Source organism: uncultured Lentibacter sp. (genome assembly GCF_937123735.1).
Lineage (GTDB): Bacteria > Pseudomonadota > Alphaproteobacteria > Rhodobacterales > Rhodobacteraceae > Lentibacter.
The window spans coordinates 1-14,777 of record NZ_CAKZKL010000033.1 but is presented as its reverse complement, the minus strand read 5'-3'; the positions used below and the strand labels follow the sequence as shown (position 1 = coordinate 14,777).

Annotated in this window: 14 protein-coding genes; 2 read left to right on the top strand and 12 right to left on the bottom strand. The window is 59.8% G+C overall.

The features are described 5' to 3' along the window. Positions 1-19: 19 nt before the first annotated feature. From ccoS to ccoN, 8 genes are all read right to left on the bottom strand, one after another. On the bottom strand, positions 20-181 hold the full coding sequence (gene ccoS / locus Q0478_RS10700) for a cbb3-type cytochrome oxidase assembly protein CcoS (protein WP_298679089.1): 162 nt from the start codon (positions 179-181) through the stop codon (positions 20-22). 3 nt (positions 182-184) lie between these two features. Beyond that, positions 185-2,362 carry a heavy metal translocating P-type ATPase gene (locus Q0478_RS10695; protein WP_298679087.1) on the bottom strand — a complete coding sequence of 726 codons (2,178 nt, stop codon included), beginning with the start codon at positions 2,360-2,362 and terminating at the stop codon, positions 185-187. A gap of 10 nt (positions 2,363-2,372) precedes the next feature. Then, a complete protein-coding gene (locus Q0478_RS10690) occupies positions 2,373-2,831 on the bottom strand; it encodes a FixH family protein (RefSeq protein ID WP_298679086.1) in 459 nt (152 codons plus the stop codon). After that, positions 2,831-4,267: a cytochrome c oxidase accessory protein CcoG gene (gene ccoG / locus Q0478_RS10685; protein WP_298679085.1), complete on the bottom strand. Its 1,437-nt coding sequence runs from the start codon at positions 4,265-4,267 to the stop codon at positions 2,831-2,833. The genes Q0478_RS10690 and ccoG overlap by 1 nt, the downstream gene beginning before the upstream one ends. 370 nt (positions 4,268-4,637) lie before the next feature. Beyond that, positions 4,638-5,513 (bottom strand): cytochrome-c oxidase, cbb3-type subunit III, encoded by an 876-nt coding sequence (gene ccoP, locus Q0478_RS10680; RefSeq protein ID WP_298679083.1) that lies wholly within the window; start codon positions 5,511-5,513, stop codon positions 4,638-4,640. Between the two features lie 3 nt (positions 5,514-5,516). After that, positions 5,517-5,717 carry a cbb3-type cytochrome c oxidase subunit 3 gene (locus tag Q0478_RS10675; protein WP_298679081.1) on the bottom strand — a complete coding sequence of 67 codons (201 nt, stop codon included), beginning with the start codon at positions 5,715-5,717 and terminating at the stop codon, positions 5,517-5,519. Between the two features lie 13 nt (positions 5,718-5,730). Then, the gene (ccoO, locus tag Q0478_RS10670; RefSeq protein ID WP_298679080.1) at positions 5,731-6,459 is read right to left on the bottom strand and encodes a cytochrome-c oxidase, cbb3-type subunit II; all 729 of its coding nucleotides are present in this window, start codon (positions 6,457-6,459) and stop codon (positions 5,731-5,733) included. 13 nt (positions 6,460-6,472) lie between these two features. Next, positions 6,473-8,077 carry a cytochrome-c oxidase, cbb3-type subunit I gene (ccoN, locus tag Q0478_RS10665; protein ID WP_298679079.1) on the bottom strand — a complete coding sequence of 535 codons (1,605 nt, stop codon included), beginning with the start codon at positions 8,075-8,077 and terminating at the stop codon, positions 6,473-6,475. Between the two features lie 202 nt (positions 8,078-8,279). On the opposite strand from ccoN, the gene Q0478_RS10660 reads away from it, so the two are divergent. Next, positions 8,280-9,119, top strand: coding sequence for a universal stress protein (locus Q0478_RS10660; protein ID WP_298679078.1), 840 nt, complete (start codon positions 8,280-8,282; stop codon positions 9,117-9,119). Between the two features lie 194 nt (positions 9,120-9,313). On the opposite strand, the gene fnrL is transcribed toward Q0478_RS10660, so the two are convergent. Next, on the bottom strand, positions 9,314-10,051 hold the full coding sequence (gene fnrL, locus Q0478_RS10655; protein WP_298679197.1) for a transcriptional regulator FnrL: 738 nt from the start codon (positions 10,049-10,051) through the stop codon (positions 9,314-9,316). Between the two features lie 75 nt (positions 10,052-10,126). On the opposite strand from fnrL, the gene hemN reads away from it, so the two are divergent. Further along, positions 10,127-11,482 carry an oxygen-independent coproporphyrinogen III oxidase gene (hemN, locus tag Q0478_RS10650; protein WP_298679076.1) on the top strand — a complete coding sequence of 452 codons (1,356 nt, stop codon included), beginning with the start codon at positions 10,127-10,129 and terminating at the stop codon, positions 11,480-11,482. A gap of 111 nt (positions 11,483-11,593) precedes the next feature. Here hemN and Q0478_RS10645 read toward each other — a convergent pair whose 3' ends face one another. The 3 genes from Q0478_RS10645 to Q0478_RS10635 form a co-directional block, all read right to left on the bottom strand. After that, a complete protein-coding gene (locus tag Q0478_RS10645) occupies positions 11,594-13,198 on the bottom strand; it encodes an ABC transporter ATP-binding protein (protein ID WP_298679075.1) in 1,605 nt (534 codons plus the stop codon). Further along, positions 13,195-14,301, bottom strand: coding sequence for an ABC transporter permease (locus tag Q0478_RS10640; RefSeq protein WP_298679074.1), 1,107 nt, complete (start codon positions 14,299-14,301; stop codon positions 13,195-13,197). Before Q0478_RS10640 ends, Q0478_RS10645 begins: the two co-directional genes overlap by 4 nt. Beyond that, positions 14,301-14,777, bottom strand: a 477-nt coding sequence (locus Q0478_RS10635) for an ABC transporter permease subunit (RefSeq protein ID WP_298679072.1), incomplete at its 5' end; no start/stop codon positions are given. The genes Q0478_RS10635 and Q0478_RS10640, both read right to left, overlap by 1 nt.

Below are 14,777 nucleotides of genomic sequence, written 5' to 3'. Positions count from 1 at the left end.
GGGCTTTTGTTTTGCCGTTTCAATCCGGCTTGGGCTTGTCGTCATAGGCATCTGACAAGATACGGCGCGCATCACCTTCCGGGTCGTCATATTGGTTGGTCTTCAGAGTGTAGATGAAGAATCCAAGCCCCACACCGCCCAAAATGAGCGAGATCGGGATGAGATAAGACAGAATATTCAAGGCCTACCCTCGCAGCCGCATAGCATTGAGCGAAACTGTAATGGACGAAGATGACATCGCCAAGGCCGCGATCAGCGGTGTGGCAAACCCCGCCACAGCCAGCGGCACGGCGATGATGTTGTAAACCGTTGCGATCCGGAAATTCTCCTTGATCCGCTTCACGGCCGATTGCGCGGTTTGCGTGGCTTCGGCAATGGGCGCAAGGTTGCCGCCCAAAAGCACAATATCGCTCGCCACCCGCGCCGCATCCAGGGCGCTCGCAGGCGAGATCGAGACATGCGCCGCCGTCAGCGCCGCCGTGTCGTTCAGCCCGTCGCCCACCATGAGCACCTTATGGCCCGCCTCTGCCAGCGCGGTGATCTGTTCGGCCTTGTCGCTCGGCAGGGCTTCTGCCACCCATGTGGCAATGCCCAGCCGCGCCGCCATCGCCTCAACGGCAGGCCGCGTGTCGCCCGACATCAGGACCACATCCTTGCCTGCCGCCTTGAGCGCGCGCACGGCCTCCTCGGCCCCCGCGCGCAGGCTGTCGCTGAATTCAAACGCCACCGGCGCAGCCGCGCCGTGCTTGAGCCATGTGCTCGTCACATCGCCCGCCGTCGCGCCCACCCATGCCGCACGGCCAAGGCGCACAGGCTCACCCGCAAGCCTGCCCTCCGCCCCAAAGCCGGGCACTTCCTGCACCGCGTCAAGCGTCAGGGGCTGAACGCCCGCCGCCTTGCCCGCCGCACAGATCGCCCGCGCAAGCGGGTGCGAAGAGCCTTCCGCCAAGGCCATCGCCAGCGCCATATCCTCCGCTGGCACATCCGCGCCATTGGTCAGCTCGGGGGTGCCTTCCGTGAGCGTGCCGGTCTTGTCAAAAACAACCGTGTCAACGCTGGCCAGCCGCTCCAGCGCGGTCTCATGCTTGATCAACATCCCCTTGCGAAAGAGCTTTCCGCTCGCCGCCGTGGTCACCGCAGGCACGGCAAGGCCAAGCGCACAGGGGCAGGTGATGATCAGCACCGCCGCTGCAATATTGAGCGCCACGCGCATGTCACCCGCATAGAGCAGCCAGCCGAAAAAGGCCAAAGCCGACAGGATATGCACCCCCGGCGCATAGAGCTTGGCCGCCGCATCCGCGAGCGAGGTATATTTCGAACGCCCCGATTCCGCGATGGCAACAAGGTCGGCCATGCGGTGCAGCGAAGTTTCCTCGCCCACAGCGCTCGCGCGTATTTTCAAAGGCCCCGTCAGGTTCACTTCCCCCGCCGAAACAGCCTGCCCAACGCCAGCAAAAACAGGCAGGCTTTCCCCCGTGAGAAGAGAGCGGTCCAGCTCGCTCTGCCCCTCGATGATCTCGCCATCCACAGGCATCCGCCCGCCGGGGCGCACCAGAATGATGTCGCCAATCACCAGCTCCGCCGCCGGGATTTCGCGCTCCTGCCCGTCCAGCAGCAACGTGACGCGCGGCACCTCCAGCGCAGCCAGCTCCTCGGCGGCCGAACGCGCCACAGCGCGGGTGCGGTGGTCAAGATAGCGCCCCGCAAGCAGGAAGAAGGTCAATGTCAAAGCCGCGTCAAAATAGGCATGTTCGCCCGAAAGGCTGGTCTCCCAAAGCGAGGTCACAACAGCCAACACAATCGCCAAAACGATCGGCACATCCATATTGAGCCGGCCTGCCCTGAGCGCGCCCCAAGCGCTGCGAAAGAACGGCTGCCCTGAAAAGGCAATCGTGGGCAGGGTAATGGCCGCAGAAATCCAGTGAAACATGTCGCGCGTGGCGTCTTCCGCCCCCGACCAGACCGAGACACTCAGCAGCATCACGTTCATGCTCGCAAAGCCCGCCACCGCAAGGCGCATCAACAATTCGCGCCCGGCGCGGTCGGTCTGCGTGGCGCTCAGCGTGCCGGCGTCGAGCTCGTGCGCCTCATAGCCAATACCATCGAGCACCTCTACAAGCTGGCGTGCCGTAACCTCGGGCTCCGCTTCGATGGTTGCGCGCTTGAGCGTCAGGTTGACCCGCGCGCTCTTTACACCCGGCTCCGCCGCCAGCCGCCGCTCCACCGCCGCAATACAGGCGGCACAATGGATAGAGGGCAAAGATAGCGCCAGCCGCGCATCCTTCTGCGCGGCGCGGTCGGCAAGATCTTCTGCTGCGGGCGCAGCGGAACAGGCAGGGCAGGCTGAAATGCTGGTGCTCACGGTCGTGTCCTTACTTTTTCACATGCAGAACCAAACGCTTGGCATAGAGCGTGCCGTCTTCTGCCGTGGCTGTCATCCGGATGTTCCAGTTGCCCGGCGCAAGCTCCACAGGCGCAACAAAAGCGCTGCCGTCATGGGTAAACTCAAGCAACTGGTCATCCTTGATCTGCGTGGCGCGGCCCAGAACGGCCTCCATCTCGGTGGGGTAAACAGGCGCGCCATCTGCCCCGTTCATCACAAGCCGCAGCACACCCTCTTGATGGCTCGCGCGCACCTCCCAGCCCAGCGCCTCCTGCGCGGCCTTGCGCACATCAAACTGCTGGCTGGCCACATAAGAGTTCTTCACTTCCAGCCCCGGAAAAGTCTGGACCGCATTATAGGCCAGCAACAGATTGACCGAGATGATCACCCCAAAAGCGGCACAAAAGCCGATAAGAACATGTTTCCCCGTGATTTCGCGTCCCACCATCAGTTGGCCCTCCCGTTAAAGATTGTGTCTTTGTGCGCGCGCGCGCCTGTGGCTATGTCCTCAACCCAAAGGCGGATATCAACGCGCTCGCTCTCGGCGGGCTTCGATCCGGGGGGAGCGACAACATAGGTTCTGACAAGCTGGGTTGTGTCCGCAGGCACGGTCACCGTCTCATAAGGGCTTCCCTCAACCTGAAGGCGCAGCGTCGGGTCGCCCTTCACGGTCAGCCGGAAGGGGCGCTCCTCGCCGTGCTTGTTGAGCAGGCGCACCTCATAAACGTTGCGAATAGAGCCATCAGAGAGGGTTACATATGTGGGCTGGCGCACCGGCGCGACCGTCATCTCGATGTCTGAGCGAATGAACAACGCAACCACCAGCAGAATGCCCACAAGCGACCACAGCGATGTGTAAAGAATGGTGCGCGGGCGCAAAACATGCTTCCAGATCGGCTTTGGGTCCATGCCTGCGCGCTCGTTGGTCTCGTCTGTCAGGGCGATATAGTCGATCAAGCCGCGCGGCTTGCCGATCCGGTCCATGACCTCGTCACAGGCGTCAATACAAAGCGCACAGGTGATACATTCCATCTGCTGGCCATGGCGGATGTCGATCCCCATGGGGCAGACGTTCACACAGGCCATACAGTCGATACAATCGCCCTGGTTCGGGTCCAGCTCGCCCTTGCGCATCTTGCCACGCGGCTCTCCGCGCCAGTCGCGATAGGCCACAGTGAGCGTATCCTCATCAATCATGGCCGCCTGAATGCGCGGCCAGGGGCAGGCGTAAATGCAAATCTGCTCCCGCGCGAAACCGCCAAAAAAGAAGGTGGTGGCCGTCAGGATAAGGATGGTCGTATAGGCCACAGGATGCGCCGTGCCTTGCAAAAGGTTGCCCAGAAGCGTGGGGGCATCGGTAAAATAAAACACCCAGGCCCCACCCGTCGCCACAGCAATCAACAGCCAGGTGATCCACTTTGTCAGCCGCAGGCGCAGCTTGGTGAAATCCCAGTTTTTCTGCCGGTGCAGGCGTAGGCGCGCATTGCGGTCCCCCTCGATCCAGCGCTCGACCAGAATGAACAGATCCGTCCAGACAGTCTGCGGGCAGGCATAGCCACACCACACCCGCCCCAGGGCCGAGGTAAAGAGAAACAGCCCCAAACCCGCCATGACCAGGAGACCCGCCACAAAGTAAAATTCATGCGGCCAGATCTCGATCCAAAGAAAGTAAAACCGACGGCTCGCCAGATCAATCAACACGGCCTGATCGGGCAGGCTTGGCCCCCTGTCCCAGCGGATCCACGGGGTGATGTAATAAATCCCCAAAGCGACAATCATGATAAGCCACTTCAGGTTGCGAAACTTGCCATAGACCTTTTTGGGGAAAACAGGTTCGCGGGCTTTGTAGAGGCTCGGGGGGGTGCTCAACTGAGAATCTGACACGGACTCACTCCGATAGAGGGTTTTATTCCCTGTCTTTCTCGCAGCCAACCCCGGCTTTCTCTTTGACCTGCATCAAATTTATATCTTTGAAATATCTTTTCTGGCGTTTTCGCCGCCAAAATGCTAAAAAGACAGCCAGTCAGCTTCCGGACTGCGCGAACAGGACGGATCTCCAGCGAAAACGCCTTGGAGCTACCTTGTAGCACAGGGCGTTTTTTTTGGCCGCCCGGCCGGTATCCCATACAAAAAAGCCGAAGGGTTTCCCCTTCGGCTTTGCTTAAAAAAGAGACACCGGGCTTCCAGGAAACGCGCGAACAGGACGGAAGCGCCGGTGTCTCACCCGAGGGCGCAAGCGCCCCCGGATCCCTCGTTACTCACCACCACCAAGCTGGTGAACATAAGTTGCCACAGCGCGGATCTGCGCTTCTGACAGCCGTTCGTTCCAGTCCGGCATCACACCATAACGCGAGTTATGGACTGTTTCGCTGATGGAGGCGTAATCGCCGCCATAAAGCCAGATCGCATCGGCCAGGTTGGGCGCACCTTGTGAGCGGTCGCCCGAGCCGTCTTCCATGTGGCAGGAAGCGCAATTGTCTTCATACACAACCGCACCGGCCGCAACCAAAGACGCATCCTGCGGCGGGTTCACATTTGGCGTCAACGACATGACATAATTGACAACCTGGCTGATCTCTTCCTCTTCCAGAAGCTCGTCGCGGCCAAAGGCAGGCATCTCCGAGTAGCGGGTGTCATCGTCGGTTTCGCTGCGGATACCGTGCAGCAATGTCAGATGGATCTCTTCCATGCTGCCGCCCCAAAGCCAGTCGTCATCTTGCAGGTTCGGATAGCCTTTGGCGCCCGCTCCGTTGGTCTGGTGGCACTGGGCGCACCATGTCTTGAAGACAGCAGAGCCGGCCGATTTTGCGTAGCCTTCCAGCTCAGGGTCCGTGGCAATCGCCGCCAGCTCGACAGAGGCGAGCTTTTCGTTGATCGCCGCATTCTGCGCTTCAACCGTGGCAATATCTGCCGCCACTTCGGCCCGCGTGGAAAAGCCAAGATAGCCAGCCGTGGCGCTCTTGATGCCTGGCCATGCGGGATAGGCAACAGAATACCAGAGCCCCCAGACGATACAGGCGTAGAAAATCCACAGCCACCAACGCGGCAAGGGGTTGTTGAACTCCTGAATGCCGTCCCAGCTGTGGCCGGTTGTTGACGGATCTTCTTTCTTGATAGGTTGCTTTGCCATGTCTTAGGCCTCCTTTTCGCCGCCAGTGGTATTGGCTGGCGCAGGCTTGTCTTCGTGACGGAAAGGGATGTTCGCAACATCGCGATATGTCTTGCTCGCCCCGGGGCGGAACATGACCCAGAGGATCATGACCACAAAGAAGGTGAACAAGGCCAGGAGCATCCAGCTGTCCGCAAATTGCCGCAAGAGTGAATAGGTTTCCATGATCCCCTCCCCCTTAGCGGCTTGCGTCGGCAGTGAAGGTTGAGAAATCAACCAGCGTGCCGAGCATTTGCAGATAGGCAATCAACGCATCCGCTTCCGAAACACCGGGTTGTCCGTCAAAGTTGCGCACATTGACGTTCTCCCCGTAGCGCTCCAGCAAACCGTCGTAATCACTGTCAGGGTCGGCCTGCGCCAGGAAATCGGTCTGCGCGCTGGCGATCATCTCTTCGCTGTAAGGCACCCCCACAAAGGCATGTGTCTTCAGCAGATCACCCATATACTCACCCTCGATCATCTTGTTCTCAAGGAAGCCGTATTTCGGCATCACAGATTCAGGCACAACAGATTGCGGGTCGCGCATGTGGTCAACATGCCAGTCATCCGAGTAGCGCCCGCCCACACGGGCAAGGTCTGGCCCGGTGCGCTTTGAGCCCCACTGGAACGGATGATCATATTGTGACTCCGCCGCCAGCGAGTAATGGCCGTAGCGCTCCACTTCGTCGCGCATCGGGCGGATCATCTGGCTGTGGCAGACATAGCAGCCCTCGCGGATATAGATGTCGCGCCCGGCCAGCTCCAGAGGGGTGTAGGGGCGCATACCCTCTACATCCTCAATGGTGTTTTCAAGCCAGAAGAGCGGTGCAATCTGCACAATGCCCCCAACCGTCACAACAAGGAAGGCGAAGATCGCAAGAAGCGTTACGTTGCGCTCAAGGATCGCGTGTTTGTCAAGAATAGCCATTCTCTATCCCTCCTTATTCTGCAGGGACGACTTGGTTCGTGGCTTCAACAGCCGGCGAACGCTTCACAGTCATCCAAAGGTTGTAGCACATGATGATGGCACCAGTGAGGAACAGGGTTCCGCCCAGGCCGCGCACCACATACATCGGGAATTTGGCGCTCACGGTGTCGGCAAACGAATTCACAAGGAAACCGTTGGCATCGACTTCACGCCACATCAGGCCTTCCATGATACCCGTTACCCACATGGATGCCGCGTAAAGAATGATGCCGATGGTCGCGAGCCAGAAGTGCCAGCTCACCAGACGCAGGCTGTAAAGGCCCTCACGGTTCCACAGCTTGGGCACAAGGAAGTAGAGCGCACCAAAGGTGATCATGCCGTTCCAGCCGAGCGCACCGGAGTGCACATGGCCGATTGTCCAGTCGGTGTAATGTGACAGCGAGTTCACCGCGCGGATCGACATCATCGGACCTTCAAATGTGGACATGCCGTAAAAGCCCACCGAAATCACCATCATACGGATAATCGGATCGGTGCGCAGCTTGTCCCAGGCGCCTGAAAGCGTCATCAGGCCGTTGATCATGCCGCCCCAGGAAGGCATCCAGAGAACAATCGAGAACACCATGCCCAGCGTGCTGGCCCAATCCGGCAGCGCCGTATAATGCAGGTGGTGAGGACCGGCCCAGATATAGATGAAGATCAGCGCCCAGAAGTGGATGATCGACAACTTGTAGCTGAACACGGGGCGCTCGGCCTGCTTTGGAATGAAGTAATACATCATGCCCAGAAAGCCCGCTGTGAGGAAGAAGCCTACGGCATTGTGGCCATACCACCATTGGGTCATCGCGTCCTGAACACCGGAAAACACCTGAACAGACTTGGAACCGAACATTGAAACAGGGATGCTCAGGTTGTTGACCACATGCAGCATCGCCACGGTGATGATAAAGCTCAGATAAAACCAGTTGGCCACATAGATATGCGGCTCCTTGCGCTTGACGAGCGTGCCGACAAACACCGCAAGATAGGCCACCCAAACAATGGTGAGCCACCAGTCAACATACCACTCAGGCTCTGCATATTCCTTGGATTGTGTTGCCCCGAGCAAATACCCCGTAGCGGCCAGAACAATCACCAGCTGGAAGCCCCAGAACACGAACCACGCAAGGTTGCCGCCCCAAAGGCGCGCCGCACTTGTGCGCTGCACCACATAAAAGGAGGTCGCAATCAAAGCGTTGCCCCCGAAGGCAAAAATCACCGCGCTGGTGTGCAAGGGCCGCAAGCGCCCAAAATTTGCGTAGCCCTGCGCCCACTCAAAGTTGAGCGCCGGAAAGGCGAGCTGGAAGGCAATGGTCACCCCCACAAGGAAGCCGACAACACCCCAAAGGGAGGTGGCAATGACCCCTGCGCGCACGACGCCATCCATATATTCTCCGGAAAGATCAGCCGTTGTGGCCGGCTCCCCTGTTTTGCGCAGCGTCCAGATGAAAAGTCCACCTGCGACAAGCGCAACCGTCAGCGCGTTGACCATATATGCCAGATCACGCGCATAGTTGGTCGCAATCAGCGCAAACAGCGCAATAAGTGCAAGCACAACCAGCTTGATGTAGTTACCCATGTTTCGTCCCTTCGTCTTACCCGCGCACGATTCTCTTTTGTCGCGCACAAGGGGAGTTTCCTCAGGGTCTTTTGGGCGCTGCGCCCCGCCGCTGCCTTGATCTGCATCAAGAAGGCTCGGCAAAATTCTTGATCTGCTTCAAGGCCCCGCCCGCGCCACGCCGCTAGGCTGCTCTCAAACGCATCAACCGTGGAGGACTGAAATGTCTTACAAAACGATCTTCACCGCGCTCACCCAGGACAACCTCGCACAGCCCATGCTGGAGCACACAGCCACGCTCTGCGAAACCCATGATGCCCATCTGGAGGCGCTCTGCCTCGGCGTGGACCGCAGCCAAACCGGCTATTACTACGCTGGTGCCAACGCCTTGGTGCTTCAGGAAGTGATCGAGAAAGCCAATGAAGACGCCCTTGCGCTTGAAAAACTGGCCGAAGCCGAACTGGGCAAAACCGTGCTGCGCTGGAGCTGTGACCATGGCATGGCCCAACTGCCCGATATCGGCCGCCACGCCGCCGCCCGCGCGCGCTTTGCCGATATCGCCGTGCTGCCAACCCCCTATGGAGACGACCGCGGCCCCGAGCAGGAAGCCCTGGTGGAAGCCTGCCTCTTTGAGGCGCGCGTGCCCGTGCTTGTCGTGCCCGAAAAACGCGCCCCGCTTGGCGCGCCCAAAACCGTGGTCATCGGCTGGAACGAAAGCGACGAGGCCCTTGGCGCGGTGCGCGCCGCCCTGCCGCTGCTGAAACAGGCCGACAATGTGCATGTGGTGGTGATCGACCCGCCCAAACACGGGCCCAACCGCTCCGATCCGGGCGGTCTGCTCTCGGTCTGGCTGGCGCGCCACGGTGTGCATGGCGAAATCGACGTGCTCTCAAAGACCATGCCCCGGGTCTCTGATGTGCTGCTGCGCCATGGTGCCGATATTGATGCAGACCTCGTGGTGATGGGCGCCTACGGCCACTCGCGCTTCCGCGAGGCCATCCTGGGCGGCGCAACCCGCTACATGCTGGAACAAAGCAAACTGCCTGTCTTTATGGCGCATTAAGCTGTCGGATTTTCGCTGCGCGAAAATCCGACCCGGGCGGGGGGCAAGCCCCCCGCACCCCCCAAGCAGTTTGCACAGCAAAGGCAATACCCGATAGAGCGCACCTGTTGCGCGGTTGAGTTGGGATATTTAGGGCAATAAGAAAGGGCTAGGGCAAGAAAGGCTCAGGGCGCGTGCTGTTTTCACCCTTTCTGTCAGCTCAGCATACCGCCATCGCTGTCGTCGCCCGCTTCCTCGGCGAGGCGGTCAAAATCGGGCACGGTGACATGGCGCTTGCCTGTGAGGTCGATCACCCCGTCGCGCTTGAGGGCGTTGATCTGGCGGCTGACTGTTTCCAGGGTCAGCCCCAGGTAATCCGCCATCGCCTCGCGTGTGAGGGGCAGGTCAAACTCCATCGGACCCGCCGCTTTTCCCAAGTTTAAGGTGACATCGCGGCGGGCAATGATGCTCAGGAGGCTGGCGATTTTTTCGCGCGCTGTCTTGCGGCCCAGAACCAGCATCCACTCGCGTGCCGCGTCCAGCTCGTCGAGGGTCATCTCCAGCAAGCGTTGTGCGATATGCGGCGTGCGCAGCATCATGTCCTCAAACGGCTTTTTGCGAAAGCAGCACATGACCACGCCTGTGGTCGCAACCACATCATAGGCCGCTGTCTCGCGCCCGGGGCGGCCGACAAAATCGGACGGCAGCAGCAGGCCAACCATCTGGGTGCGGCCATCTTCCATGGCCTGCGTGAGCGAGGCCACGCCTTTCACCACCGAGCCGACAAACTCCATCCGGTCTCCCGACCAGACAATTGTCTGACCGGCTTCATAGCTGCGGTAATATTTGATCTCCTCAAGCCGCGCGAGCTCGTCGGTTTCGCAGCGGGCACAGACCGCTCTGTGCCGAATCGGGCAATCGTCGCAATTGCGAGGCAAGTCGGGTGCTGTCATATTTTGCATAATGTCACTTCGCGCGCTTGATCTGTATCAATGACGATACCGTTTACTGCGCATAATCCTAGGCCCATGAAAAGCAAAACTCAACTCGCAGACCTAGGGCTTTTTGACGCGAAGGTTCCGCGTTACACAAGCTATCCGACGGCCCCGCACTTTACCCCCTCTCTGACAGGTGAGCTTTTTGCCCGCTGGATCACGGCGATCCCCGAGGGCAGCGAGATCTCGCTTTATATTCATGTGCCCTTTTGCCGTCGGCTCTGCTGGTTTTGTGCCTGCCGCACCCAGGGCACCCAGAAAGAAGCGCCCCTGCAAGCCTATCTTGAGGTGCTCAAGGCCGAGCTGGCGCTCCTGAAAGCGCGCCTGCCCAAGGGCATAAGCCTCGCAAGGCTGCATTGGGGCGGCGGCACGCCAACGCTTCTGAGCGCGGATATGATGCGCGATCTGGCGGAAGAGATCGCCAAAGTTGCGCCCTTCTCTGACAGGTACGAGTTCTCCGTCGAGATCGACCCGAACGAGATTGACAGCGAGCGCCTTGATGCGCTTGCCGCTGCGGGCATGAACCGCGCCTCCATCGGCGTGCAGGATTTTGACGATGAAATCCAGAAAACCATCGGCCGCATCCAGAGTTTTGAAACCACCCGCAAGGCGATCGACATGATCCGCACGCATGGTGTGGAAAGCCTCAACGCCGATATTCTCTTCGGCCTGCCACATCAGTCGACTCAAAGAATCACAGAAAGCGTGCAAAAGCTGCTCGCGCTCTCGCCCGACCGCGTTGCGCTCTATGGTTATGCCCATGTGCCCTGGATGGCCAAGCGCCAGCAGATGATTCCCTCAAAAGCACTGCCAACCCCGGAAGAGCGGCTGGAGCTGTTTGAGGCCGCGCGCAAGCTCTTCCTCTGGGATGGCTACGCCGAAATCGGGATCGACCATTTCGCCCGCCCCGAAGACGGGCTGACGCGCGCGCTCAAGGCCGGCAAGCTCAAGCGCAACTTTCAGGGCTATACCGATGACACGAGCGAAGTTCTCATCGGGCTCGGCGCCTCTTCCATTTCGCGCTTCCCGCAGGGCTATGCGCAAAACGCCCCCGCCACCTCGGCCCATACGAAGAAAATACAGGAGGGGCGCTTTTCCACCGCCCGTGGCCATGTGTTCTCCGCCGAAGACAAGCTGCGCGGCAGGCTCATCGAAATGGTGATGTGCGACTTTCGCATTGATGCCGCCGCGATCCTTGCAGAGCATAAAATCACAGCAGCAGAGCTTCGCAAAATGCTCGCCGCAGCCAATGCACGCTTCGGTGGCGGCCTCACAGTCAATTCCGACGGGCTTTTCATCCCCGAAGACATGCGCCCGCTCACCCGCCTCATTGCCCGCGCCTTTGATGCCTACGACCTCAGCAAAGCAGGCCACAGCTCGGCGATCTGACAGGTGCTTTCTTTCCAAAACCCCGCCAAACCGTCCTTCTGACAGGCGAGTGGGGGTCTGGCCGAGCGCAGCGAGGCCCCACCGCGATGCACGTCAGTGCAGCGCAACAGCTTACTCTGTCGCGCCGTGGGCCTTCAGCTCCAGCGCCGCGGTGAGCAGCGTCTTGGCATAGTCGGTCTGCGGGCGCTCAAACAGCTCTTCCGCCAGCCCCGCTTCCACAATATCGCCCTGTTTCATCACAATCATCTTATGGCTCATCGCGCGCACCACGTTGAGATCATGGCTGATAAACAAATAGGCCAGCCCGTATTTGCGCTGAAGCGCGCGCAACAGGTCCACGATCTGCACCTGCACGGTCATGTCCAGCGCGCTTGTCGGCTCATCGAGCACCACGAGCTTGGGCCGCAGAATCATCGCCCGCGCAATCGCAATTCGCTGGCGCTGTCCGCCCGAAAACTCGTGCGGGTAGCGGTCCATCGTGGCCGGGTCGAGGCCAACCTCTTCCATCACCTCGGCCACCAGCGCGCGCGCGCTCTTGCCTTCCGGCATCCCGTGCACACCCAGCCCCTCGGCAATAATCTCGGCACAGCTCATCCGCGGGCTGAGCGAGCCGTAAGGGTCCTGAAACACGATCTGCATCTCGCGGCGCAGGCTGCGCAGCGTCTTGGTGCTCCAGCCGCGCACATCCTGCGCCTGATAGGTGATCGCGCCCTCAGAGCCGATGAGCCGCATGATCGCCAGCGCCAGCGTGGTCTTGCCAGACCCGCTCTCGCCCACAATCCCAAGTGTTTCGCCCGCGCGCACCGATATGCTCGCGCCGTTCACCGCCTTCACATGGCCGGTGACGCGCTTCATCAGCCCCGTCTTGATCGGGAACCAGACCCGCAGATCCTCGGTGCTGACAATCTCTTTTGCGCCTGCGGGCACAGGCTCGGGCTGGCCCACGGCCCGCGCGGCCAGAAGCTTCTGGGTGTAGGCGTGCTTTGGCGCATCAAAAACAGCCTTGGCCGGCCCGCTTTCCACAATCTCGCCGCTCTTCATCACGCAGACCTTGTCGGCAAAGCGCTGCACCACGCCCAAATCATGGGTGATGAACAACAGCCCCATGTTCTCGCTTTCCTTCAGCTCGTTGAGAAGCTCAAGGATCTGCGCCTGAATGGTCACATCCAGCGCCGTGGTCGGCTCATCGGCAATCAGAATGTCGGGCTTGTTCGCCAGAGCCATGGCAATCATCACACGCTGGCGCTGGCCGCCAGACAGCTCGTGGGGGTAGGCCGTCAGCCGCTCTTCGGCATTGCGGATACCCACCTTCTGCAACAGCTCCAGAATCCGCCCACGCGCCGCGCCCCGGCCCACACCCTGATGCAGTGCAAGGCTCTCGCCCAGCTGCTTTTCAATCGTGTGCAAAGGGTTGAGCGAGGTCATCGGCTCCTGAAAAATAAAGCTGATGTCATTGCCGCGCACCTTGCGCAGCAGCGTCTCGCGCGCGCCAATCATCTCCTGCCCGTCATATGTGACAGAGCCGCTCACCTCGGCGCTCCCGCCCAGCAAAGACACGGTGCAAAGCGCGCTCACAGATTTGCCAGAGCCGCTCTCGCCCACAAGCGCGACAGTCTCGCCACGGTCCACGCTGAAGGATACATCCTTCACAGCATGGTTCGCCTTGCCATCCTGACGGAAGGTCACATTCAGGCCTTTGACAGTCAGCAAGCTCATTGAAACGTCTTTCTCGGGTCAAAGGCATCGCGCACGCCTTCAAAGATAAAGACAAGCAGCGAGAGCATGATGGCAAAGGTGAAAAACGCCGTGAAGGCCAGCCAGGGCGCTTCAAGGTTCTGCTTGGCCTGGAGCGTCAGCTCTCCAAGGCTCGGCGCACTCGAGGGCAGCCCAAAGCCGAGAAAATCCAGCACAGCCAGCGCCGAGATTGTGCCCGTCACGATAAAGGGCAGCATCGTCAGCGTCGCGACCATCGCATTGGGCAGCATATGGCGGAACATGATCGTGGTGTTGCCCACGCCCAGCGCCTTGGCCGCGCGCACATATTCAAGGTTGCGCGCGCGCAAGAACTCGGCCCGCACAACCCCCACAAGCGCCATCCAGCCAAAGAGCACCATCAACGCCACCAAAAGCCAGAAACTGCGCCCAAGAATGGCAAACATGATGATGATGACATAGAGCTGCGGTGTGGAAGACCAGATCTCGATGATCCGCTGGAACACAAGGTCAAGCCAGCCGCCAAAATAGCCCTGCACCGCCCCCGCCGCGATCCCGATGAGAGAGGAGGCCGCCGTCACAATCAGTGTGAACAGGATAGACAGGCGAAACCCGTGAATGACCCGCGCCAAGACATCACGCTTGCTGGCATCCGTGCCAAGCAGGTTCTCCCCGTTGGGCGGCAAGGGGGCCGCACCGGGCCGCTCCACAGCGGTGTCAAACGAATAAGGGATAAGCGGCCAAAGCGCCCAGCCCGGCTCAAAGCCTTCGCCCGCAAATGTGCCGGCCTCAATCGCTTCTACAATCCCTTCAGGGTCGTCAAAACAGTCTTCCAAGCCGCCAGAAGCAATCAGACACTGCACCTCCGGGTCGCGGTAGACAGCCTCTGTCTGAAAATCCCCACCAAACTCTGTTTCAGGATAAAAATTCCAGATCGGCGCATAATACTGCCCGCGATAGTTCACAAGGATCGGCTTGTCATAGGCCAGAAACTCGGCAAACAGGCTCATCACAAACAGCACGCTGAAAATCCACAGGCTTAAGTAAGCCCGCCGGTTGGATTTGAAGTTGCGCCAGCGCCGCGCATTGATGGGAGAGAGTGCCATCAGCCTTCCCTCCGCTCAAAATCGATCCGCGGGTCCACCAGCACATACATCAGGTCCGAGAGAATCCCGACAACAAGGCTGATCAGCCCGAAAATAAAGAGCGTGCCAAAGACAATCGGATAATCCCGCGCCACAGCCGCCTCAAAGCCCAGCCGCCCGAGGCCGTCGAGTGAAAAGATCGTCTCGATGATCAGCGACGCGCCAAAAAACACCCCGATGAAAACCGCCGGAAAGCCCGCAATCACAATCAGCATAGCGTTGCGAAAAACATGGCCATACAGCACCGCGCCCTCGCTCAGTCCTTTGGCCTTGGCCGTCGTCACATATTGCTTCTTCATCTCATCCAGAAAGCTGTTCTTGGTCAGAAGCGTCAGCGTGGCAAAGCCCGAAATCGTCGAGGCCAGCACCGGCAGGGTGATGTGCCAGAGATAATCCTTCACCTTGCCCCAGGCACTCAGCGTCTCAAAATTGTCGCT

What these genes read in the sequence shown, in the direction of transcription:
- Q0478_RS10690 (WP_298679086.1), bottom strand. Translation starts at nt 2,831, where the DNA reads ATGGTGGGACGCGAAATCACGGGGAAACATGTTCTTATCGGCTTTTGT.
- ccoP (WP_298679083.1), bottom strand. Translation starts at nt 5,513, where the DNA reads ATGGCAAAGCAACCTATCAAGAAAGAAGATCCGTCAACAACCGGCCAC.
- Q0478_RS10675 (WP_298679081.1), bottom strand. Translation starts at nt 5,717, where the DNA reads ATGGAAACCTATTCACTCTTGCGGCAATTTGCGGACAGCTGGATGCTC.
- ccoO (WP_298679080.1), bottom strand. Translation starts at nt 6,459, where the DNA reads ATGGCTATTCTTGACAAACACGCGATCCTTGAGCGCAACGTAACGCTT.
- ccoN (WP_298679079.1), bottom strand. Translation starts at nt 8,077, where the DNA reads ATGGGTAACTACATCAAGCTGGTTGTGCTTGCACTTATTGCGCTGTTT.
- Q0478_RS10660 (WP_298679078.1), top strand. Translation starts at nt 8,280, where the DNA reads ATGTCTTACAAAACGATCTTCACCGCGCTCACCCAGGACAACCTCGCA.
- fnrL (WP_298679197.1), bottom strand. Translation starts at nt 10,051, where the DNA reads ATGACAGCACCCGACTTGCCTCGCAATTGCGACGATTGCCCGATTCGG.
- hemN (WP_298679076.1), top strand. Translation starts at nt 10,127, where the DNA reads ATGAAAAGCAAAACTCAACTCGCAGACCTAGGGCTTTTTGACGCGAAG.
- Q0478_RS10645 (WP_298679075.1), bottom strand. Translation starts at nt 13,198, where the DNA reads ATGAGCTTGCTGACTGTCAAAGGCCTGAATGTGACCTTCCGTCAGGAT.
- Q0478_RS10640 (WP_298679074.1), bottom strand. Translation starts at nt 14,301, where the DNA reads ATGGCACTCTCTCCCATCAATGCGCGGCGCTGGCGCAACTTCAAATCC.